21 protein-coding genes are annotated in these 21,228 nt (G+C 67.0%); 8 read left to right on the top strand and 13 right to left on the bottom strand.

The annotated features are described in order from the left end of the window. The first annotated feature begins 11 nt into the window (after positions 1-11). Genes Ga0080574_RS22725 through Ga0080574_RS22715 form a run of 3 tightly spaced genes read left to right on the top strand, consistent with a single transcriptional unit; the run spans position 12 to position 2,866 of the window. Complete coding sequence (locus Ga0080574_RS22725) at positions 12-998, top strand: ABC transporter permease (protein ID WP_076705020.1); 987 nt, start codon at positions 12-14, stop codon at positions 996-998. Beyond that, positions 995-1,780, top strand: a complete 786-nt coding sequence (locus tag Ga0080574_RS22720; RefSeq protein ID WP_076705018.1) for an ABC transporter permease — start codon at positions 995-997, stop codon at positions 1,778-1,780. The genes Ga0080574_RS22725 and Ga0080574_RS22720 overlap by 4 nt, the downstream gene beginning before the upstream one ends. 3 nt (positions 1,781-1,783) lie before the next feature. Then, a complete protein-coding gene (locus Ga0080574_RS22715) occupies positions 1,784-2,866 on the top strand; it encodes an ABC transporter ATP-binding protein (RefSeq protein WP_076705016.1) in 1,083 nt (360 codons plus the stop codon). Positions 2,867-2,983: 117 nt separating this feature from the next. Here Ga0080574_RS22715 and Ga0080574_RS22710 read toward each other — a convergent pair whose 3' ends face one another. Both Ga0080574_RS22710 and Ga0080574_RS26330 read right to left on the bottom strand, forming a co-directional pair. Next, entirely contained in the window at positions 2,984-4,369 is a 1,386-nt protein-coding gene (locus tag Ga0080574_RS22710) for a DEAD/DEAH box helicase (protein WP_076705014.1), read from the bottom strand. Positions 4,370-4,693: 324 nt separating this feature from the next. Then, the gene (locus tag Ga0080574_RS26330) at positions 4,694-4,864 is read right to left on the bottom strand and encodes a hypothetical protein (RefSeq protein WP_198039761.1); all 171 of its coding nucleotides are present in this window, start codon (positions 4,862-4,864) and stop codon (positions 4,694-4,696) included. A 200-nt stretch (positions 4,865-5,064) separates the two neighbouring features. Between Ga0080574_RS26330 and Ga0080574_RS22705 the strand changes: the two genes are divergently transcribed. Beyond that, positions 5,065-5,280 carry a hypothetical protein gene (locus tag Ga0080574_RS22705; RefSeq protein WP_076705012.1) on the top strand — a complete coding sequence of 72 codons (216 nt, stop codon included), beginning with the start codon at positions 5,065-5,067 and terminating at the stop codon, positions 5,278-5,280. Positions 5,281-5,341: 61 nt separating this feature from the next. Here the strand turns inward: Ga0080574_RS22705 and gap are convergent, their stop codons facing one another. The 10 genes from gap to speB form a co-directional block, all read right to left on the bottom strand. Then, entirely contained in the window at positions 5,342-6,343 is a 1,002-nt protein-coding gene (gap, locus tag Ga0080574_RS22700; protein ID WP_076705010.1) for a type I glyceraldehyde-3-phosphate dehydrogenase, read from the bottom strand. 105 nt (positions 6,344-6,448) lie between these two features. Beyond that, entirely contained in the window at positions 6,449-6,592 is a 144-nt protein-coding gene (locus tag Ga0080574_RS26325) for a hypothetical protein (RefSeq protein ID WP_198039760.1), read from the bottom strand. 32 nt (positions 6,593-6,624) lie between these two features. Continuing rightward, positions 6,625-7,152, bottom strand: a complete 528-nt coding sequence (locus Ga0080574_RS22695) for a helix-turn-helix transcriptional regulator (protein WP_076705008.1) — start codon at positions 7,150-7,152, stop codon at positions 6,625-6,627. After that, a complete protein-coding gene (locus Ga0080574_RS22690) occupies positions 7,149-7,688 on the bottom strand; it encodes a cytochrome b/b6 domain-containing protein (RefSeq protein ID WP_076705006.1) in 540 nt (179 codons plus the stop codon). The genes Ga0080574_RS22695 and Ga0080574_RS22690 overlap by 4 nt, the downstream gene beginning before the upstream one ends. A 65-nt stretch (positions 7,689-7,753) precedes the next feature. Then, positions 7,754-7,999 carry a PepSY domain-containing protein gene (locus Ga0080574_RS22685; protein ID WP_076705003.1) on the bottom strand — a complete coding sequence of 82 codons (246 nt, stop codon included), beginning with the start codon at positions 7,997-7,999 and terminating at the stop codon, positions 7,754-7,756. A gap of 291 nt (positions 8,000-8,290) precedes the next feature. After that, on the bottom strand, positions 8,291-8,770 hold the full coding sequence (locus Ga0080574_RS22680) for a disulfide bond formation protein B (RefSeq protein WP_076705001.1): 480 nt from the start codon (positions 8,768-8,770) through the stop codon (positions 8,291-8,293). Next, the gene (locus Ga0080574_RS22675; RefSeq protein WP_076704999.1) at positions 8,767-9,345 is read right to left on the bottom strand and encodes a YqaA family protein; all 579 of its coding nucleotides are present in this window, start codon (positions 9,343-9,345) and stop codon (positions 8,767-8,769) included. The genes Ga0080574_RS22680 and Ga0080574_RS22675 overlap by 4 nt, the downstream gene beginning before the upstream one ends. A 157-nt stretch (positions 9,346-9,502) precedes the next feature. After that, positions 9,503-11,539: an ASKHA domain-containing protein gene (locus Ga0080574_RS22670; RefSeq protein WP_076704992.1), complete on the bottom strand. Its 2,037-nt coding sequence runs from the start codon at positions 11,537-11,539 to the stop codon at positions 9,503-9,505. Between the two features lie 84 nt (positions 11,540-11,623). After that, entirely contained in the window at positions 11,624-12,766 is a 1,143-nt protein-coding gene (locus tag Ga0080574_RS22665) for a CaiB/BaiF CoA transferase family protein (protein ID WP_076704990.1), read from the bottom strand. A 114-nt stretch (positions 12,767-12,880) separates the two neighbouring features. Further along, positions 12,881-13,837: an agmatinase gene (speB, locus tag Ga0080574_RS22660; protein ID WP_076704988.1), complete on the bottom strand. Its 957-nt coding sequence runs from the start codon at positions 13,835-13,837 to the stop codon at positions 12,881-12,883. A 264-nt stretch (positions 13,838-14,101) separates the two neighbouring features. Here speB and guaB point away from each other — a divergent pair, with 264 nt between their 5' ends. The 3 genes from guaB to Ga0080574_RS22645 all read left to right on the top strand — a co-directional run bounded on the left by guaB (position 14,102) and on the right by Ga0080574_RS22645 (position 19,129). Then, entirely contained in the window at positions 14,102-15,550 is a 1,449-nt protein-coding gene (gene guaB, locus Ga0080574_RS22655; RefSeq protein ID WP_076704986.1) for an IMP dehydrogenase, read from the top strand. Then, positions 15,547-16,701: an RsmB/NOP family class I SAM-dependent RNA methyltransferase gene (locus Ga0080574_RS22650; protein WP_076704984.1), complete on the top strand. Its 1,155-nt coding sequence runs from the start codon at positions 15,547-15,549 to the stop codon at positions 16,699-16,701. Before guaB ends, Ga0080574_RS22650 begins: the two co-directional genes overlap by 4 nt. A 181-nt stretch (positions 16,702-16,882) precedes the next feature. Next, positions 16,883-19,129 carry a hybrid sensor histidine kinase/response regulator gene (locus Ga0080574_RS22645; RefSeq protein ID WP_083716982.1) on the top strand — a complete coding sequence of 749 codons (2,247 nt, stop codon included), beginning with the start codon at positions 16,883-16,885 and terminating at the stop codon, positions 19,127-19,129. A gap of 10 nt (positions 19,130-19,139) precedes the next feature. Here the strand turns inward: Ga0080574_RS22645 and Ga0080574_RS22640 are convergent, their stop codons facing one another. After that, positions 19,140-19,733: a gamma-glutamyl kinase gene (locus Ga0080574_RS22640; protein ID WP_076704980.1), complete on the bottom strand. Its 594-nt coding sequence runs from the start codon at positions 19,731-19,733 to the stop codon at positions 19,140-19,142. 180 nt (positions 19,734-19,913) lie between these two features. Between Ga0080574_RS22640 and recA the strand changes: the two genes are divergently transcribed. Further along, on the top strand, positions 19,914-21,002 hold the full coding sequence (gene recA / locus Ga0080574_RS22635; protein WP_076704978.1) for a recombinase RecA: 1,089 nt from the start codon (positions 19,914-19,916) through the stop codon (positions 21,000-21,002). Positions 21,003-21,228: the final 226 nt, after the last annotated feature.

Below are 21,228 nucleotides of genomic sequence, written 5' to 3'. Positions count from 1 at the left end.
AAGGGCATATCATGACCTATGACGCATCCGCGCGCGAAGAACGCGGTGCCGTCCCGGCTGCCGGAGGCGACCGCACCTTCTGGGGGCGGCTGGCTTCCTGGGCGCCGTACCGGGCGCTGGTGCAGATCGCCACTGCCACGCCGCGCCGCCAGTTCCTGATTCTCGCGGCCTTTCCGGTGCTTTGGGTGCTGACCCAGCATCTGGGGCCGATGCTGCAAATGCTCCGCGTGTCGCTGACCGATGCCTATCCGGTCGCCCCGGGGACCGAGCAGCATTTCACCTTCGACAACTACCTGCGCTTTCTGGGCGACAGCATCTTCTGGATGCCGTTCTTCCGGACGCTGAGCTTTGCCTTCGTCTTCACGCTCTGCACGCTGATCCTGACCTATCCGGTGGCCTATTTCCTGGCGCGCCATGTCAGCCCCAAGAACCGCATGCTGCTGCTTTTGATGCTGCTCATCCCGTTCTGGGTGGGCGAGATCGTGCGCACCTATGCGATCATGATCCTGCTGGGCAATACCGGCGCGGTGAACCTCGTGCTGAAATGGCTGGGGCTGATCGACCGGCCCATCCCCTTCATGTACACGAGCTTTTCCATGGGCGTCGGCATCGTCTACCTGACCGCGCTCTACATGCTGCTGCCGCTCTATTCGGCGCTGGAGAAGCTGCCGAAATCGCTGAACGAGGCCGCCGCCGATCTTGGCGCGGGCGCCTGGACGCGGTTCCGCCGGGTGACCCTGCCGCTGACCCTCGAAGGGATCTCCTCGGGCTGCACGCTGGTCTTCCTGATCTCGACGGGGTTCTATGCCACGCCGGTGCTGCTGGGCGGGCCCTCGACCACGGTGTTCGCCGAGACCATCGCCGGGTTCTTCCATGTCGCGGGCGATGAATGGCCCACGGGGGCTGCCTTTGCGGTGATCATGTTCCTCGCGGCGCTGGTCATCACCACGCTGTTCCAGAAACTCATGACCGCGCTGCGCAAGGGAGATGCGAAATGACCCGGGGCAACCGCATTCTGCTCTCCTGCGTCTACTGGGGCTTTGTCGCCTATGTCTTTGTGCCGCTGGTGCTCATGGTGCTGATGGGCTTCAAGGACAGCAAGTTCATCGGCTTCCCGATCCGCTCCTATACGCTGGAGTGGTATATGGGGCTTTTCGAGAATGCCGAGGTGATTTCCGCCTTTGGGTATTCGGTCGGGATCGCGGTGCTGTCGACGCTGATTTCGGTCTTTGTCGGCACCTGGATCGCGGTGCTGCTGGAAGGGCGCAAGTTCTGGGGCCGCGCGGCGATCTTCGGCATGACCGTGCTGCCGGCGCTGGTGCCGGGGATCATCTCGGCCATCGCCTTCCGCATCTATGCCCGCTATCTCGGCATCGAGCCCGGCATGGGCGCCATCGTCTGGGCCCATGCGGTGCATAACGTGCCCTTTGTTGTGCTTGTGGTCATGGCGCGGCTCTCGACCCTGCCGAAAAGCCAGATCGAGGCGGCGCGCGATCTGGGCGCCGACCCGCTCATCGCCTTCCTGCGCATCTCGCTGCCCTATCTGATCCCCGCGATCATGGGGGCGAGCATCTTCTGCCTTCTGCTCAGCTTCGACGATTTCGTCCGCTCCTTCTTCCTCGGCGGCTACGAGCCGACCCTGCCGGTGCTGATCTTCGCCAAGCTGAAATCGGGCATGTCGCCCGAGATCAACGCCATCGCCACGGCGGCGCTGGTCCTGACCGCCGTTGTCGGCGTTTGGGCCGAGCGCTTTACCCGCCGCATGAACAAGGAGTCCTGAGCCATGACCTCAGACGCGCTCGTCCGCATCCAGAACGTCTCCAAGCATTTCGGCGACACCACGGCGCTGGACGATCTCACCCTCGATATCGCCCGCGGCGAATTCGTCACCTTCCTCGGCCCGTCGGGCTGCGGCAAGTCCACCACGCTGCGCATTCTCGGCGGGTTCGAGCAGCCGAGCTCGGGCAGCGTCATCCTCGACGGCACCGATGTGACCCGTCTGCCGCCGGAGAAACGCCAGGTGAACATGGTGTTTCAGGATTACGCGCTGTTTCCGCATATGACCGTGCGGCAGAACATCTCCTTCGGGCTGGAGCTGAAGGGGATGAGCAAACCCGAAATTCGCCGCCGGCAGGACGAGATCATGTCCTTTCTCGAGCTCGACGCCTATGGCGACCGCTACCCGGCGCAGCTTTCCGGCGGGCAGCGGCAGCGTGTGGCGCTGGCCCGGGCGCTGGCGCCCGATCCGGCGCTCCTGCTGCTCGACGAGCCGCTGGGCGCGCTCGATGCGAAACTGCGCGGGCAGGTGCAGCAGGAACTGAAAAGCATCCAGCGCCGCACCAGCAAGACCTTCTTCTTCGTGACCCACGATCAGGAAGAGGCGCTGACCATGTCCGACCGCATCGTGGTGATGAACAAGGGTAAGGTGGAACAGGACGGCACGCCCGAAGAGCTCTATTTCCATCCCGCGAGCCGCTTTGTGGCAGAGTTCATCGGCGAGACGAACCTGCTCACCGGCGAGCTGCGCGGCACCGAGGGCGGCGCGGTGGTGATGGACTGGTTCGGCCAGACCCTGCGCGGCCATGCGCCGGGTGGCGTGCCGCAGGCGGGCACGCCGATCACCGCCTCGGTGCGTCTGGAGCGGCTGGGCTTTCACGCCGAGCGCCCGGCGACGGCGAACGCGGTGCAGGGCAGGGTGGTCGGCAAGACCTTCCTCGGCAGCCGCATGGCGCTGGATCTGCTGGTGGAAGAGGCGCAGGGCGCGACGCTCAAGGCCTATGTGGATGCGGATACCGGCCAGTCGGTGGGCGAGGCGCCAGTCTGGATCGGCTGGGAAGAGAGCAGCATGGCTGTGCTGCGCGACTGATCCCCCTTATAAGACTGCAAAAAGGGCGGGCTTTCGGGCCCGCCCTTTTTTCGTGTCTGGTAAGACCTGCTTCGAAGAAGTAGGGCGCAGCAAGCGCGCGCCCCGGAAACGCCCGCCTCAGCTGGCGCGGCGTTCCTCGAAGCTCAGCGCGATGAACTCGGGCATGTGATCGCCCATGCCGACGACATTGTTGTCGTTCCGCTCCGAGCGCCGCGCGGGCTTTTCCTGCGCCGGCTTGTCGGATTTGCGCGACCGCGAGCGGGTGCTTTTCTTCTCGCCTTTATCGGCCTTTTCGGGCGCCGCAGCCGCGGGCTCCTCGGCCACATCCTGCTTGGCGGACGCCTTGGGTTTCGGCGCACTCGGCAGTTCGACGCGGGGGATCTCTTTTTCGAGCAGCTTTTCCACGTCTTCGAAGTTCTTCTCGTCCTTCGGCACGACGATGGTAAAGGCCTTGCCCTCGCGCCCGGCGCGGCCGGTGCGGCCGATGCGGTGCACATAGTCTTCGGCATGGCTCGGCACGTCGAAATTGAACACATGGCTGACGCTGGGAACATCCAGCCCGCGCGCCGCCACATCCGAGGCGATCAGCAGCCGGATCGAGCCGTCGCGGAAGCCATCCAGCGTCCTGGTGCGCTGGCTCTGGTCGAGATCGCCATGGATCGGCTCGGCGTTATAGCCGTATTTCTTCAGCGACTTCGCCACCACATCCACATCGACCTTGCGGTTGCAGAAGACGATGGCGTTGGTGCAGGCCTCGCCCTCACGCTCGATCAGCTCGCGCAGCACACGGCGCTTCTCGCTGCCCTCGCGGTCACGGCGCGACGCCTTGAAGAACACCGCGCCCTGTTCGATCGTCTCCGAGGCAGTGGCCTGACGCGCGACCTCGATCCGCGCGGGGGCGGAGAGGAAGGTGTTGGTGATGCGCTCGATCTCCGGCGCCATGGTGGCGGAGAAGAACAGCGTCTGGCGGGTGAAGGGCGTCAGCGAGAAGATGCGTTCGATATCGGGGATGAACCCCATGTCGAGCATGCGGTCGGCCTCGTCCACCACCATGATCTGCACGCCGGTGAGCAGCAGCTTGCCGCGCTCGAAATGGTCGAGCAGCCGGCCCGGGGTGGCGATCAGCACATCGACGCCCTTGTCGATCAGCGCATCCTGCTCCTTGAAGCTGACGCCGCCGATCAGCAGCGCCTTGGTGAGCTTCACATGCTTGGCGTAGATGTCGAAATTCTCGGCCACCTGCGCGGCAAGCTCGCGCGTCGGGCAGAGCACCAGGCTGCGCGGCATGCGCGCGCGGGCGCGGCCACGGGCCAGCAGGGTGATCATCGGCAGGGTGAAGCTGGCGGTCTTGCCGGTGCCGGTCTGGGCGATACCCAGCACGTCCTTGCCCTCGAGCGCGGAGGGGATCGCGCCTTCCTGGATCGGGGTGGGGCTTTCATAGCCCGCCTCCTCGATGGCTTTCAGGACTTTCGGGTTCAGATTGAGGTCAGAAAACTTTGTCATAGGTGTCCGATTTGGGTGCGGACACTAAGACTGGGCCCGCGCATCTGGTCTGGGATCGGGCCCGGATGGCCCTGCGGTTCGTGCATGTACGATCCCGATGCGGCGGCTTTTACCGGAAACAGGGGGCAAAGGTCAATCACGGCGCGATTTGGGCGGAAAAAGAGTTGCCGCGAGGCGGCGGGAATGGCGGCTTTGCGGTCTATCCGGAAACAGTAAGTGATGATTGTTGCTGCTTTCCGAACGCTGGCGCGCCGGAGCGCCCCGACCATAGTGGTCTCTGGGGCACCCCTTAGAGTCGGCCGGGGTGTGGCCCGGGCCCGAGTGTCATGCGCTCCGGCCGTAGACGGCTTCGCTGGCGATACGCCGGGCATCGCCCTGATAGATGTCGAGATCCAGCGCCGTGTCGAGCGGCAGGCTGCGCAGCTCGCGCAGGGTGCGGCGGTAACGGGTCCGGCGGTCGAGCCGGTCACGGAGGGTTTCGTAAAGGCGGGTCATGTCTCTCTCCTTGGGTCGCCTTCGGTTTCTGTTGGCGCTAACCTGGGGAATGCTGCGCCGCAGCACAACTTCCGAAAACCCAACCCCGGCCTGCATGTTTTGCATGGCGGCGTTATCGGCCCGCCGGAACCCTGGGCAGGTAAGGTCTTCGCAACCTTTCAGCATTAACGTTAATGCCGTGTTTTTCAGGAGGTGACAGGATGGACATCCGGACAGCCGGCGCCCTGCCGCAGCGCCGCTCCGATCTTGGCAATGGCATGCGCGCGCCGGCCAGCAGCCCGGCCTCACTGCGACGGGCCATTCCGCCGCCCACGCCGGTGACAGTGCAGATGCTGCCGTCGCACCAGGCGGGGCACTCGGTGGAGCAGGGCGCGAGACAGGGCTATGCCGCCGCACGCGAAGCGCTGAAAGACTAGGGGCGGGGCCTGTTCCGGCCCCGCCCCTCGAAATTGCCTGCGTCGTCAAAGCGACGGATGATCAGATCAGCTTGCCGATCGCCACGGCGGTATCGCCCATGCGGTTGGAGAAACCCCATTCGTTGTCGTACCAGGTCAGGATCCGGCACATGCTGCCCTCCATCACCTTGGTCTGGTCGGTGTGGAAGACCGAGCTGTGCGAGTCGTGGTTGAAATCCGAGGACACGAGTTTCTTGTCCGTATAGCCCAGAACGCCCTTGAGCGGGCCGTTGGCGGCGGTGCGGATCGCGTCGTTGATCTCTTCCACGGTCGTGCTCTTCTTGGCCTCGAAGACCAGATCCACCACCGAGACATTCGGCGTCGGCACCCGGATCGCCACCCCGTCGAGCTTGCCATTGAGCTCCGGCAGCACGAGGCCCACGGCCTTGGCGGCGCCGGTGGAGGTCGGGATCATCGACATCGCCGCGGCGCGGGCGCGGTAGAGATCCTTGTGCATCGTGTCCAGCGTCGGCTGGTCGCCGGTATAGCTGTGGATCGTGGTCATGAAGCCCTTTTCGATGCCGATGGCATCGTTCAGCACCTTGGCCACCGGCGACAGGCAGTTGGTGGTGCAGGAGGCGTTCGACACGACGACATCGTCGCTGGTCAGCGCGCTGTCATTGACGCCGAAGACGATGGTCTTGTCGGCACCCGAGGCCGGCGCCGAGACCAGAACCCGCTTGGAGCCGTTCTCCAGATGCAGCGCCGCCTTTTCGCGGGCGGTGAAGATCCCGGTGCATTCCAGCGCCACGTCGACATCGCCCCAGGGCAGTTCCTTGGGGTCGCGGATCGCGGTGATCTTGATCGGGCCGCGGCCCACGTCGATGGTGTCGCCGTCGACCTTCACCTCGACGGGGAAGCGGCCATGCACGCTGTCGAATTGCAGCAGGTGGGCGTTGGTCTCGACCGGGCCGAGGTCGTTGATGGCGATCACCTCGATATCGGTGCGGCCCGATTCGATGATTGCGCGCAACACATTGCGCCCGATGCGCCCGAAGCCGTTGATGGCGACTTTGACGGTCATGGATATCTCCTCGCTGTTCGGTATCCGGCTGATGCCGGCAGGTCATCAGGTTGCCGACACTAAGTCAACCTGCGCCGTATCCGCTGCCCGGTCATGCGCCGGGCCTCAGTGCCAGAAGGCCAGCCAATCGAGCAGGACGAACAGTTTGCGGCCCAGAAACAGCAGGTGTTCCGAGCCATAAAGCCAGATATCCGCCGCCAGTGCTGCGACGACGATCAGGCCGATCCAGATCGCGAGCCGATTGGTCATGGCGCCCGTCATGCCAGAGCGCGGTGGCGCTGTCACGCGCCTTCTGGCGGGGCGCTCCTGGGGGTGGACATGAGCTCTTCGATGAAGAGGCTGAGGAAGGCGCCGCGCCCGGTCACCCCGGCCTTGCGGTAGATGCCGTTGAGGTGGGATTTCACCGTTCCCTCCGCCGAGCCGCGGATTTCGGCGATCTCGGCGATGGCCAGCCCCTTGAGCGTCAGCATCGCCACATCCTGTTCCGAGGGCGTCAGCCCCCAGCTTTCGAACTGCGCCGCAACGATGTCGTGAAAGGCGCCGGCGGCCAGCGAGAGCTGCCGCTCCAGATGCGCCTTGCGCCGCAGGAGCGCCATCAGCCAGCGCAGCTCGACCGCCACCGCCGCGATCAGCGACAGCGCCGCCAGCAGCTCGACCACGAATTCCCAGTGGGTAAACGGTGGCCAGCCGATCTCGATGCCGTCCTTGGCGACATCGAAAAGGAAGAAGGCCGCGCAGAGGATCTGCACGGCGATCAGCCCGACAAGCGGGGCGGAGCGCTCGGCTCCGGTCGGTGTGGCGGTGGTCATGCCTCGATATTTGCCCCATCCGGCACGTTTTTGACACCCGTAATCATCGCGCCGGGCAGGTTCACCCCGGTGCGCAGGCTTTCGAAGACCACGGCGGCCACATGCAGCAGCACCGAGATCTCGGCCCAGCCGACCAGAACCTCATGCATCTCCTCGACCCAGCCGATGCCCCAGAACATGGTCGTGGTCATCATCACCCCGGTGGCGACGATGCCGGCGAGGGTCAGCAGCAGGTTGTAGATCATCAGCGCGCCGATGGGCGTGTGCATCAGATGCACCCGGCGGCGGCCTGTGGCCATGTCGGTGAGCTGGCCGCGAATGCGGGCGCGGTTGGGCAGGAAACTGGCAAAGCGCGCGGAATGCGGGCCGACAAAGCCCCAGAGCAGGCGCAGCGCGAGCAGCCCGCCGATGGCATAGCCGACCCATTCATGGGTGGCGCTCTCTTCGTCGGTGAAAAAGGCGTTGGCGGTGAAGAGCCCGGCGAGGCTCCAGTGGAACACCCGCAGCAGCGGGTCCCAGATGGGGTGGCGGGTCATGGCGACGCTCCTTTGTGGCTTTGTGCAGCGGCCCCGGAGCGATGCGCCGGGGCCGTGCGCATGGCTCAATCGTCGGTCTTGGAGCGGACGACGTTCAGTTCGGCGTCGAGATAGAGTTCCAGCCGCGCGCCGTCTTTCAGCGCATAGACCTCGATCATGCCGTCCTCATTGTCGATCCTGCGGACCTCATAGCCCTCGGCGGTGAGCTTTTCGCGGACCTTGGCGGCGGTGTCGGCATCGACATCGGGCGAGGCCATGGCGGGCGCGGTAAGGGTGAGCGCGGCGAGGGCGGCGGCGAGGATCTTGGTCATGTGATGTCTCCTTGGGTTATGACGCGGCAGCGGGGTGTGCCCCTGCCTCGGAGACCGATCTGACGGTGCGGGTCGACAGCTGCCATGGGCCGGAAGGTGCAGTATCCGTGCCCTGCAACTTTGGTTGAGGGCGCTTTTGCCGGGGAATTGTGACGAGAGCGTAAAAAAGGGTGGGCAAACGGCCCACCCTTCGGTGCTTCCGCACTGGACCTGATCCGGGGCCTCATTGATGGGGCCGTGGCGTCTCTTGATCGCCGTAGGGTGGGCAATCTGCCCACCGCTCCCGCGCGTTCAGCCCCGGCGCGCGCTCCGTGCGGCGGCGGCGAGCCACAGCGCCACCAGCACCAGGCTGACAATGGCGTTCCAGCTTGCCATCGACAGGCCGAACAGATCCCACAGCACCTCGTCGCAGCGCTGGATTTCGGCGCTCATGATCTGGTTGAGCAGATCGTCGGCGCTGATGCCGGTGATCTGACCCGAGGCGGTGCAGCTGTCCGGCCCCGGCCACCAGCCGCGCTCGACTCCGGTGTGATAGACCCCGATGCCACCGCTGGTCGCCGCCGACAGCGCGCCCAGAAGCGGCATGGCAGGTCCGCGTGTGGCCAGCGCGCCGGCGCCGAAGAGCACGGCGGCGGCATGCGGCCAGCGCTGCCAGAGGCAGAGCTTGCAGGGCGGCAGACCGCCCAGATACTGAAAGCCGAAGGCGCCCAGCAGCACCGCGGCGGAGCCGGCGGCGGCGAGCAGAACGAGGAGCGTGCGGGAGCGTTTCAAAGATACCTCACGAGGTAGAAGCCGCCCAAGAGGAGCAGCACGAAGAGGGTGAAGACGAGGCCCAGCCGACGCTCGATGAAGTCGCGCACCGGCGCGCCGAAGCCCCAGAGCAGACCTGCCACGATAAAGAAGCGGATGGCGCGCGCCACAATGGCAGTGACCACAAAGGTGCCGAGCGGCATCGCCGTCCAGCCCGACATGATGGTGATCACCTTGAACGGGAAGGGGGTGACGCCCGCGATCAGCACGGCCCAGAAGCCCACGCCGTTGAAGCGCGCGTTGAACGCTTCCATGTGATCGGCCTTGCCGAGCGTCTCGAGGATCGGCCGGCCCAGCCCCTCGAAGAAGAAATGCCCGATGCCATAGCCCGCGAGCCCGCCCAGCACCGACGACACGGTCGCCACCAGCGCGATCAGCCAGGCCCGGCGCGGTGCGGCGAGCACCATCGGGATCATCAGCACGTCGGGCGGGATCGGAAAGACCGAGGCCTCGATGAAGGACACCGCGGCCAGCGCCCAGAGCGCCCGCGGATGATCGGCGAGCGACATCGTCCAGTCATAGAGGCGGCGCAGCATGGCGGGATCTCCGGGTTTCCGTTGCGCAGGAAGCATGCCGGGGCGTCTGGCGCAACCGACGAATTCGTGTTGCCACTTCGAGCGTGTCCCCGGTGCCGCGCGCTGCTGCTCTGTCGGGCGCCGCTGCCCCCGTCAAGTCGGTTTGCGGACAGCGCAGTTACGCCCGGCGCCGCCGGCGGCGTCCGCCACCCTCGTCGCCCTTCTTGAACCCGACCTGCGGCAGCGTCACCTCGCGCGCCAGTTCCGGGAAAGGATCGGTGGCGTGGGGGATGGCGTTGGCGGCGACGAAATGCTCCTGAAAGCGCGGCTCGATGGCGGTCTCGACCTTGGTGATGGCGCCCACATCCGCCTCGATCTGCCGCCGCGCGGCGAGGTTGCAAAGCGCGATCCGCGCGCCGGTGCCGGCGGCATTGCCCGCCGAGGTTACCTTGTCGAGCGGCACATCGGGGATCATCCCCAGCACCATGGCATGCAGCGGCGAGATATGCGCGCCGAAAGCGCCCGCGAGCACCACCCGGTCGACCTTGTCGACGCCGCGCGTGTCCATCAGCAGCCGCGCGCCCGCATAAAGCGCCGATTTCGCCAGCTGGATGGCGCGGATATCGCCCTGGGTCACGGTGATCAGCGGCCCGCCGGTGGCGCGCCCGTCATGCAGCACATAGGCATGGGTGCGCCCTTCGGCGATACAGCGCGCGCTGCCGGTCTGCTCCGCCGAGCCGATCAGCCCCGAGGCGTCCAAGACGCCTGCCATGCGCATCTCGGCCACCGCCTCGATGATGCCCGAGCCGCAGATCCCGGTGATGCCGCTGCGCGCCACCGCCTTGGCAAAGCCACGCTCGTCCGACCAGAACTTGCTGCCGATGATGCGGAACCGCGGCTCCTTGGTCTCGGGGTCGATGCGCACCGCCTCGATGGCGCCGGCGGCGGCGCGCTGGCCGGAACTGATCTGCGCACCCTCGAAGGCGGGGCCGGTGGGCGAGGAACAGGCCAGCACCCGGGTCTTGTCGCCCAGCAGGATCTCGGCATTGGTGCCGACATCGACGATGAGCACGAGGTCTTCGGATTTGCCGGGCTGCTCCGACAGCGCCACGGCGGCGGCATCGGCGCCGACATGGCCGGCGATGCAAGGCAGGATATAGACCTGCGCCGAGGCGGGCAGGGTGGTCAGCCCCAGATCGGCGGCGGTGAGATTGAGCGCCGAGGAGGTGGCGAGCGCAAAGGGCGCCTGTCCCAGCTCCACCGGGTCGATGCCCAGCAGCAGGTGATGCATCACCGGATTGCAGACGAACACCGTCTCGAGGATCAGCGCCGGGTCGATGCCGGCCTCGCGCGCGATCTCGCTGGCCAGGGTCGAAATCGCCTCGCGCACGGCGGCGGTCATCTCGGCATCGCCGCCGGGATTCATCATCGCATAGGACACCCGGCTCATCAGATCCTCGCCAAAGCGGATCTGCGGATTCATGATCCCCGAGGAAGCGACCACATCGCCGCTGTCGAGATTGGTCAGATGCGCGGCGATGGTGGTGGAGCCGAGGTCGATCGCCAGCCCGTAGATCCCCGCCTCGTGCAGCCCGGGCCAGGCGGCAATGAGGCGCGGATCGGCGGAAATATCGGTTTTGTGCAGGGCGACGGTGATTTTCCAGTCGCCTTTGCGCAGGATAGGTTGCAGGGAGGCAAGTGTGGAAAACTCTGTGGATATCTTTTCGATGCCCCATTGCGCCTTCAGCGCCCGCGCGATGCGTTCGAGATCGCCGGTCGGCTCGTGCATGTCCGGCGCCTCGACCTCGATGTAGTAGAGCCGCGTCGCCGGGTCCATCTCGATGACCCGCGCCGAGGCCGCCTTGCGCACCACCTGCCGGTGCACCTGGCTTTCCGGCGGCACGTCGATCACCACATCGCCGAGGATCTGCGCCTGACAGCTCAGCCGTCGTCCGGGCGGCAGGCCACGCTTTTCGTCATAGCGCGCCTCGACGGTGTTCCAGCCCGAGAGCGCGTCTTCGCCGGAATGGATGCCGTGTTTCGGAAAGTCGCCGAAGCCCGGCACCACCTGGCATTTCGAACAGATGCCGCGCCCGCCGCAGACGGAATCGAGATCGACACCGAGCTGCCGCGCGGCGGTCAGCACGGGGGTGCCGGCGGCAAAGCGGCCGCGCTTGCCCGAGGGGGTGAAGACGACGAGGGGATCCTGGGTCATGACGTGTCCTGTTGCGCCCGTCCGAGACTATTGCACCTGACGCGGGAGGGCTGCCGGGAAACGACCGGATGCGCACCGTCCGCGTCAGTCCGCGCCCAGCCAGCGCAGGATATCGGCGCGGTTTCCGTCGAGCTCCGGGGCGGCGGGCCGGGCCGGGCGGTCCTCCATCTCAGACATCTTGATCGGATTGCCGGCGGCCTTGAAGCTGGCGCGCCCGTAACGGTCGAGCACATCGACGATCATGTTGCGCGACAGAAGCTGCGGATCCTTCATCACCTGCTCCATGCTCTGGATCGGGGCGCAGGGCACGCCGGCGGCGGTGAGCCTGGACAGCCAGTGCGAGCGCGGATGTTCCAGCGTGGCGGCCTCGATCAGCCGTTTCAGCAGCCGGACATGGGCGAGCCGCGCGGCATTGTCGGCAAAGCGCGGATCCTCGGCCAGCGGCAGTTGCAGCGCGAGGCAGAGCCGCTCGAACTGCGCGTCGGTCCCGGCGGCGAGCATGAAGGGCCCGTCGGAGGCCGCCACCGCCTCGCAGGGTGCCAGCGCCGGGTGACGTGTGCCGGAGGCCTGCGGCGCGGGGCCGAGCGCGGTCTGCGGCACGGCCTGTTCCATCAACGCAAGCTGCGCGTCGAGCAGCCCGATATCGACCCGCCGTCCGCGCCCGGTCTTTTCGCGGTCGTAAAGCGCGGCGAGGATGCCCTGCACGAGGAACATGCCGCCCGCCAGATCGCCCACCGAGCTGCCCGCCCGTGCCGGCGCGTCGGCTGTGCCGGTCAGCCCCATGAGCCCGCCGCGCGCCTGCACCACGGCATCGTAGGCGGGGCGTTTCGCATCCGGCCCGGTCTGGCCGTAGCCGCTCACCGAGGCATAGATCAGCCGGGGCAGGCGGGGCCGCAGCGCCTCCCAGTCGAGCCCGTGCCGCGCCATGACGCCGGGGCGGAAATTCTCCACCAGCACATCGGCGCGGTCCAGCAGCCGGTCGAGCAGGCTACGGTCGGCCTCCGCCTCCAGATCCAGCGCGATGGAGCGCTTGCCCCGGTTGATCGCGGCGAAAAAGCCGCTCTTGCCGTCCTTCAGCGGCGGCAGCGCGCGGGCACCGTCGCCGCGCCCGGGGCGCTCGACCTTGATCACGACCGCGCCGAGATCGGCGAGGATCATGGTGGCATAGGGGCCGGAGAGAATCCGGCTGAAATCGACGATGGTGACGCCGGCGAGGGGAAGCGACATGGGCCTTGGGCTCTCTGATGTCCGGTACTGCTCGCCTTCAGCTTCCCGCAGAGCGGGTGTTCGCGCAAGCGCAACCTTGCCAATGCGCCCATCCCCGCCGATGAAACGGGTGGGTCAGCGCATGGATCGGGCGTGAAACACGAATCCCAGCAGGTTCATCAACAGTTGCGCCGCCAGAATGGCGGTCGATCCCGTCGGGTCGTAATCGGGCGCCACCTCCACCAGGTCGATGCCGACGATCTCGTGCTCGCGTGCGACGATCTGGAGGATCTCCAGCACCTCGTAATAGAGAAACCCGCCATGCGAGGGCGTGCCGGTGCCCGGCGCGATCGACGGGCAGAACCCGTCGATGTCGATGGTGATATAGACCGGCGCGCCTTTCGGCACACGCGCCGCCACGCCGTCCGCGCCCAGCCCGCGCGCCTGGCGCACCGAGAGGATATCCGAGCCCATCGCGCGGGCATCGTCATATCCCTCCTTCGCGGTGGAGCTGACATTGCGGATCCCCACCTGCGTCAGCCCCGAGATCCAGGGTTTCTCCGCCGCCCGCCGCATCGGGTTGCCATGGCCGCGCGTCACCCCGTGGCGCTCGTCGACGAAATCCAGATGCGCGTCGATCTGGAGCAGATGGAACGGCGCGTGCCCCTCATAGGCCTCGAGACAGGGGATGTTCACCGAGTGGTCGCCGCCGATCACCACCGGCAGCGCCCCGGCTTTCAGCGCCGCCTCGACGCCCACGCGGATATTGGCATGGCTCGCCAGCGTGTCCGTATGCACGATATCCGCATCGCCCATATCGACGATCCGCAGCTCCGGGCCGAGATAGGTGACATCGTCCTCGTGATCGTAAGCCCCTGCATGGCCGAAGGAAAACAGCGTCGAGGCCTCGCGCACCGAGCGCGGTCCGAACCGCGCCCCCGCGCGCCATTGCGTGCCCGCGTCGAAGGGCGCGCCCAGCACCGCCACATCCGCCTCCAGCGCGCTCCAGTCCTGCACATGGGGCCTCTTGGCAAAGGTGCAGATCCCGGTGAAGGGCAGGTCCAGCCGCCCGGTCTGATAACCATGCGCCATGCGCCGCGCTCCTTTCCTTTTGCGATCGCGCCAGCCTGCGCCGCGCCCCGCAAAAGCGCAACCGCCGGCGCGCGGCGATCCACCTCTCCCGCACCCTGCGCGTCTTCTCTTTCCAAATACGCTAGAGCATCCGCAGCCACCGGCACCGTGCCCGGCGCAGATGCGCGCGCCTGGCCACGATCACCATGAAGAGGGGGGCTTTCCCCTCCCGCGCATCCGTGCAATAGGGACGTGCCAACCGATCCCCTCCCAAGGAGCTGCCCCATGGAGATTCGCGAGGCCTTCACCTTCGACGACGTTCTTCTCGTCCCCGGCGCGTCCAGCGTGCTGCCCAGCACCGCCGACACGCGCACCCGCGTCACCAAATCCATCGCCCTGAACATCCCGCTGCTCAGCTCGGCCATGGATACGGTGACCGAAGCGCGCATGGCGATCACCATGGCCCAGGCCGGCGGCGTTGGGGTGATCCACAAGAACCTCTCGGTCGAGGAACAGGCTCGCCAGGTGCGCCGGGTCAAGCGTTTCGAGAGCGGCATCGTCTACAATCCGGTGACGCTGACCCCCGATCAGACCCTGGCCGATGCCAAGGCGCTGACCGAGCGCTACGGCTTCACCGGCTTCCCGGTGGTCGATACCGATCACCGCGTCGTCGGCATCGTCACCAACCGCGACATGCGCTTTGCCCAGCAGGACGACACGCCGGTGCGGGTGATGATGACGTCGGACAACCTCGCCATCCTGCGCGAGCCCGCCGATCGCGACGAGGCGATCAGCCTGATGCGGGCGCGGCGCATCGAAAAGCTGCTGGTCACCGACGAGAGCGGCAAGCTCACCGGGTTGCTGACCCTGAAGGACACCGAACAGGCGGTGCTCAACCCCACCGCCTGCAAGGACGGTCTCGGCCGCCTGCGCGTCGCCGCCGCCACCGGCGTGGGCGAGGCCGGGTTCGAGCGCTCCGAGGCGCTGGTCGATGCCGGGGTGGATATCCTGGTGATCGACACCGCGCATGGCCATTCCCGTGGCGTGGTCGATGCGGTGAGCCGCGCCAAGCGGCTGTCGAACGAGGTGCAGGTGATTGCCGGCAACGTCGCCACGGCCGAAGCCACCAAGGCGCTGATCGACGCCGGCGCCGACGCGGTCAAGGTCGGCATCGGCCCGGGCTCGATCTGCACCACCCGCATGGTGGCGGGGGTCGGCGTGCCGCAGCTCACCGCGATCATGGAATGCTCCCAGGCGGCGGGGGACGTGCCGGTCATCGCCGATGGCGGCATCAAGTTCTCCGGCGATTTCGCCAAGGCCATCGCCGCCGGCGCCTCCTGCGCCATGGTGGGCAGCATGATCGCCGGCACCGACGAAAGCCCGGGCGAGGTCATCCTCTACCAGGGGCGGACGTTCAAGGCCTATCGCGGTATGGGCAGCCTCGGCGCCATGGCGCGCGGCTCCGCCGACCGCTATTTCCAGAAGGACGCCGCCTCCGACAAGCTGGTGCCCGAGGGGATCGAGGGGCAGGTGCCCTACAAGGGGCCGGCGGGAGCGGTGATCCACCAGCTCGTGGGCGGTCTGCGCGCGGCGATGGGCTATACCGGCAACGGCACCGTCGAGGAGATGCGCCGCAATTGCCGCTTTGTGAAGATCACCAATGCGGGGTTGCAGGAAAGCCATGTGCACGACGTGACGATCACCCGCGAGTCGCCCAACTACCGCGCCGGATGACCCCCGCCGCGCGCATTGCCGCCGCCGCCGGTATTCTCGACGAGATCGCCGGCGGTCGGGCGGCGGAGCAGGCGCTGCTCCGCTGGGCGCGCGCCTCGCGCTTTGCCGGCTCCAAGGACCGGGCGGCGGTGCGCGACCATGTGTTCGACGCGCTGCGCCGCTGGCGCTCCGCCGCCGCCTTGGGGGGCGGCGAGAGCGGGCGGGCGCGGATGCTGGGGTTGCTGCGGCAGGCGGGCACCGATCCCGACACGCTCTTCACCGGCGCCGGCCACGCGCCGGCGCCGCTTTCCGTGGCCGAGCGCGCCGCGGGCAGCGTGCCCGAGGGCGCCGAGGCGCTGGATCTGCCCGACTGGCTCTGGCCGCTCTGGAGCGCCTCCCTGGGCGAGGAGGCGGCGCAAGCGGCCGAGGAGCTGCGCCACCGCGCGCCGGTCTTTCTGCGCGTCAACAGCCTGCGCGCCACGTGTGACAGCGCCCGCGCGGCGCTGGCCGAGGAGGGCATCGCGACCCGCCCGCACCCGCTGGCCGAGACCGCGCTCGAGGTCACCGAGGGCGCGCGCGGCGTCGCCCGTTCGCGTGCCTTTACCGAGGGGCTGGTGGAGCTTCAGGACGCCGCCAGCCAGGCGGTGGTGGCGGCGCTGCCGCTGGCACCCGGCATGCGCCTGCTCGATTACTGTGCCGGCGGCGGCGGCAAGGCGCTGGCCATGGCGGCGCGCATCGCCGGGCCGGTCGCGGCGCATGACGCCAACCCCGCCCGCATGTCCGACCTGCCCGCCCGCGCCGCCCGCGCCGGCGCCGAGATCTCCCGCATCGCCGATCCCAAAGGCCCCTATGACCTCGTGCTCTGCGACGCGCCCTGTTCCGGCAGCGGTTCCTGGCGCCGCGCGCCCGAGGGCAAATGGCGGCTGACAGAGGCCGGGCTCGACGATCTCTGCCGGACCCAGGCGCAGATCCTGACCGCCGCCGCCGCGCTGGTGGCACCGGGCGGCACGCTGGCCTATGCCACCTGTTCCATGCTCACGCCCGAAAACGGCGCGCAGGTGGCGGATTTCCTCGCCGGACATCCCGGCTGGACGCTGGGCAGCGAGCACCAGTTCCTGCCACGCGACGGGGGGGACGGCTTCTATCTTGCCTGCCTGACGCGCCGGGGCTGATAAGCTCGCGTTTTTCGGTTTTCGTGTGTATCTTCGAATTGGTTTACCTTTGGTTAAACCCTGTCATGGCACATCTGGAGGAGAGATGTGACCGGCGAAAGGGGGCCATGTGGCGGAGGGTTCGGCGACAGTGCGGCAGCGCCCGGCATGGGCGCCGGGCGAGATACGGGGCGCCGCGCTCATGGTGCTGCTGGCGCTTGCCTGTTTCGGCAGCGTCATGGCGCTGCCCGCCGGCGCCGCTCAGATCGGCCTGCTGGCGGCGGGGGCGGGTTTTGCCACGCTGGCGGCGCTTGTGGCGCTCGGCCATCTGCTGCGCCGCCGTCGTGGCGCCCGGGATTTCGCCGCCATCGTGCGGTTCTCTCAGGACGTGCCCACCCCGATCTTCGTCACCGATGAAAGCGAGACGGTGATTTTCGCCAATGCCGCCGCCTGCGACCGGTTCGGCGCGCCAGAGGCGCGGCCGCTCGCCGCAGTGCTGAATGCCAGTATCGCCAGCGCCGAGGGGGTGATGCACCGGCTCAGGCTCGCCGCCGGCGACAATGACAGCGGCGCCGCGCGCGAGGACGTGACCACCCATGCCGGGCGGTTCCGCCTGTCGCTGCATCTGGGCTTCGGCGGGCGGGCGATCTGGCGCGTCGATCCGCGTGCCGGCCCGGACCGTGACGCCGGCGCCGGCGCCGCGGACGAGGCGGAGCTGCCGCTGCTCACGCTCGGGCGCAGCGGGGCGGTGCTCTATATGAACGGGCGCGCCCGCGCGGTGCTGGGCCGGCGCGTCAAGCGTATCGAGGATGTGCTCGAGGATCCGCCGCTCAGCTCCGGTGCTGTACACCGCTTCGTCACGCCGGACGGGCATCGCAGCTTTACGGTGCGCTGCGCAGATGCCGGGATCGGTCGGCAGGAGCTGATCCTGCACCCGGTCGAAACGGCGCAGGGCGATACGCCCGACATGACGGGGTTCGACGCGCTGCCGGTGCCGCTGTTGCGGCTCGGCGCCGATGGCACGGTGCTGCGCGCCAATGCCGTCGCCTGTCGGCTGCTCGCGGTGGAGCACGCCGATGGCGGTTGCGTTACCGACTATATGGAGGGGCTGGGTCGCTCGATCACCGACTGGCTCAGCGAGGCGGCGGCGGGGCGCGGGCTGCATCGCTCGGAATTCCTGCGCCTGACCCGCGCCGATCGCGAAATCTATGTCCAGGTCACGCTGAATCAGGTGCATAACAATGGTCGGCCCGAGCTGGTGGCGGTGCTGAACGACGCCACCGAGCTGAAGACGCTCGAGGCGCAGTTCGTGCAAAGTCAGAAGATGCAGGCAATCGGTCAGCTCGCCGGCGGTGTGGCGCATGATTTCAACAATCTGCTCACCGCGATTTCTGGACATTGCGACCTGCTGCTCCTGCGCCACGATCAGGGCGATCCCGATTACGGCGATCTGGTGCAGATCAACCAGAACGCCAACCGCGCCGCCGCGCTTGTCGGCCAGCTCCTGGCGTTTTCGCGCAAGCAGACCCTGCGCCCCGAGGTGCTCGACCTGCGCGACACGCTGTCCGACCTCACCCATCTTCTGAACCGGCTGGTCGGAGAAAAGGTGCAGCTCACGCTCAGCCACGACCCGGTGCTGCCGACGATCCGCGGCGACCGCCGGCAGCTCGAACAGGTGATGATGAACCTGGTGGTCAATGCCCGCGACGCCATGCCCGAGGGCGGCGAGATCACCATCGAGACCGAGCGCCGCACGCTGCTCGACCCGCTCAAGCGCGACCGCGCGCTGGTCGAGCCGGGCGAATATGCCGCGGTCAAGGTGATCGACCGCGGCGCGGGCATCCCGCAGGACAAGCTGCAAAAGGTGTTCGAGCCGTTCTACACCACCAAGCGCACCGGTGAGGGCACGGGGCTCGGGCTTTCCACCGTCTACGGCATCGTCAAACAGACCGGCGGCTTCATCTTCGTCGACAGCGTGATCGGGCAGGGCAGCTGTTTCACGCTGCTCTTTCCAGCCTACGACGCCCCGGCGCAGCTGCCCCCGCCGCAGCACCGTGAAAAGCCGCGCAAGCGCGCGCAGCAGGGCAATGGCGTGGTCCTGCTGGTGGAGGACGAGGCGCCGGTGCGCGCCTTTGCCGCCCGCGCCCTGCGTCTGCGCGGCTACACCGTGATCGAGGCGGGCACCGCCGAGGACGCGCTCGACACGCTGGCCGACGATATGGTCCGCGTGGATATCTTCGTCACCGATGTGGTCATGCCCGGCATGGACGGGCCGACTTGGGTTCGCAAGGCGCTGGAGGCGCGACCGGGCACGCGGGTGGTGTTCGTTTCGGGCTATGCGGAGGATGTCTTTGCCGAGGGCGAGGACGAGGTGCCGAACTCGGTCTTCCTGCCGAAACCCTTCTCGCTCAACCAGCTGACCGAGACGGTGCAGCGGCAATTGCACTGAGCGCGCGGCGCTATTGCGCGCGCTCCCAGATTTCGAAATCGGCGGCGCATTTGCGCCGCAGCTTGGCCTCGGTCGCCGGCGATAGCGCCAGATCGGCGCGCGGCGAGACATTCTCGCGCGGCAGATCCAGCGTCACGCCCAGCCGCTCTTCGAGAAAGCCGATGATTCCCGCCTGGTTCTCGTACCGGAAGAGCTGCGAGACATTGGTGCCGTTGGGGCGCGGCTCGACGAATTTCGCCTGGCTGCCGACATTGGCGTAGGGCGGGCGCTCGCCGCGCGCATAGGCATCGACAAATGCGTCGAAACTGATGCCCCGGGTCGAGGTCGGACGGCCTTCGAGAAAGCCGCGCTGGCGGTATCTGTACCAGGAGCCGAGCCAGGAAATCGGCTCGCGGATCACCGCCATAAGCTCCATATGTTCCACGCCCATCTTCTCGAACATCGGGCGGAAGAAGCGGTTATAGCGATAGACCGGTGCATGTTTCAGCTCCGGCGGGTCGAGCACCGTCATCGCCGCATGCGGCGCCAGCGCCCGCTCATAGGCCGAGCTGCCCGTCTTGGGCACCGCCAGCAGCACCAGCCGCGCTTTCCAGAATACCAGCATCCGCCCGCACCTCATATTTTCCACAGTCGTAAACCACTCTTTAACCCTGAGCCGGAAGAGTGGTCCATGAAAATTAACCTTGAAATGTTCTCTTTTTGATCTCATACAGGATGAGAACAAGAGGCGAACGAAAGCAGCGATTGCTGCCCCTTACGGGGTGTGAAATAAGGATCGAAACGCATGGCAACGGCAGATCTTCTGACAATGGACAGCAAGAAAAACGCAGACCGGCAAAAGGCGCTCGATTCGGCGCTGGCCCAGATCGAACGGCAATTCGGCAAGGGCTCGATCATGAAGCTTGGCGGCGACAACGCCATGAAGGATATCGAGGCCACCTCGACCGGCTCTCTGGGGCTCGACATCGCGCTGGGGATCGGCGGCCTGCCCAAAGGCCGGATCATCGAGATCTATGGCCCGGAAAGCTCGGGCAAGACGACGCTGACGCTGCACGCGGTGGCCGAGGAACAGAAAAAGGGCGGCGTCTGCGCCTTTGTCGACGCCGAGCACGCGCTTGACCCGCAATATGCCAAGAAGCTGGGCGTCGATCTTGACGAGCTGCTGATCTCGCAGCCCGACACCGGCGAGCAGGCGCTGGAAATCACCGATACGCTGGTGCGCTCCGGCGCGGTGAGCATGGTCGTGGTCGACTCGGTGGCGGCGCTGACGCCGAAATCCGAGCTCGAGGGCGACATGGGCGATTCGAGCGTCGGCGTGCATGCCCGCCTGATGAGCCAGGCGATGCGCAAGCTGACGGGCTCGATCAGCAGATCGAACTGCATGGTGATCTTCATCAACCAGATCCGCATGAAGATCGGCGTCATGTTCGGCTCGCCCGAAACCACCACCGGCGGCAACGCGCTGAAGTTCTACAGCTCCGTGCGTCTCGACATCCGCCGCATCGGCGCGATCAAGGACCGCGACGAGGTGGTGGGCAACTCGACCCGCGTGAAGGTGGTCAAGAACAAGGTGGCCCCGCCCTTCAAGCAGGTGGAATTCGACATCATGTATGGCGAGGGCATCTCCAAGACCGGCGAGCTGCTGGACCTTGGGGTGAAGGCCGGCGTGGTCGACAAATCCGGCGCCTGGTATTCCTATGGCGACGAGCGCATCGGCCAGGGCCGCGAGAACGCCAAGACCTTCCTCAAGGAAAACACCCGCGTCGCGCTGGAGATCGAGGACAAGATCCGTGCCGCACACGGGCTCGACTTCCACATGTCCGAGGACGACCGCGAGGGCCGCGACGACGATGGCGACGTGATGGAGAGCTGAGGCTCTGCCATAGGATTTCAGACGGGGCGCTCCGGGTGGGGCGCCCCGTTTGCGTTTCGGGGCGAGCGAGGTCCGCGGACCCTCCGACGGCGGCGCGGGCCCGGATGTCGTGCCGGTGCGTATTTTTCATAGAGAAGAAGACAGGGGCGGCCCCTTGGCTTTTCTGTTGCGGCTTATGGACAGGGGCGGGGCGGGGCGATACACCTGCGCGGACCGCTGAGACGCC

It is taken from the genome of Salipiger abyssi (assembly GCF_001975705.1).
GTDB lineage: Bacteria > Pseudomonadota > Alphaproteobacteria > Rhodobacterales > Rhodobacteraceae > Salipiger > Salipiger abyssi.
This window is presented reverse-complemented; position numbering and strand designations above follow the sequence as displayed.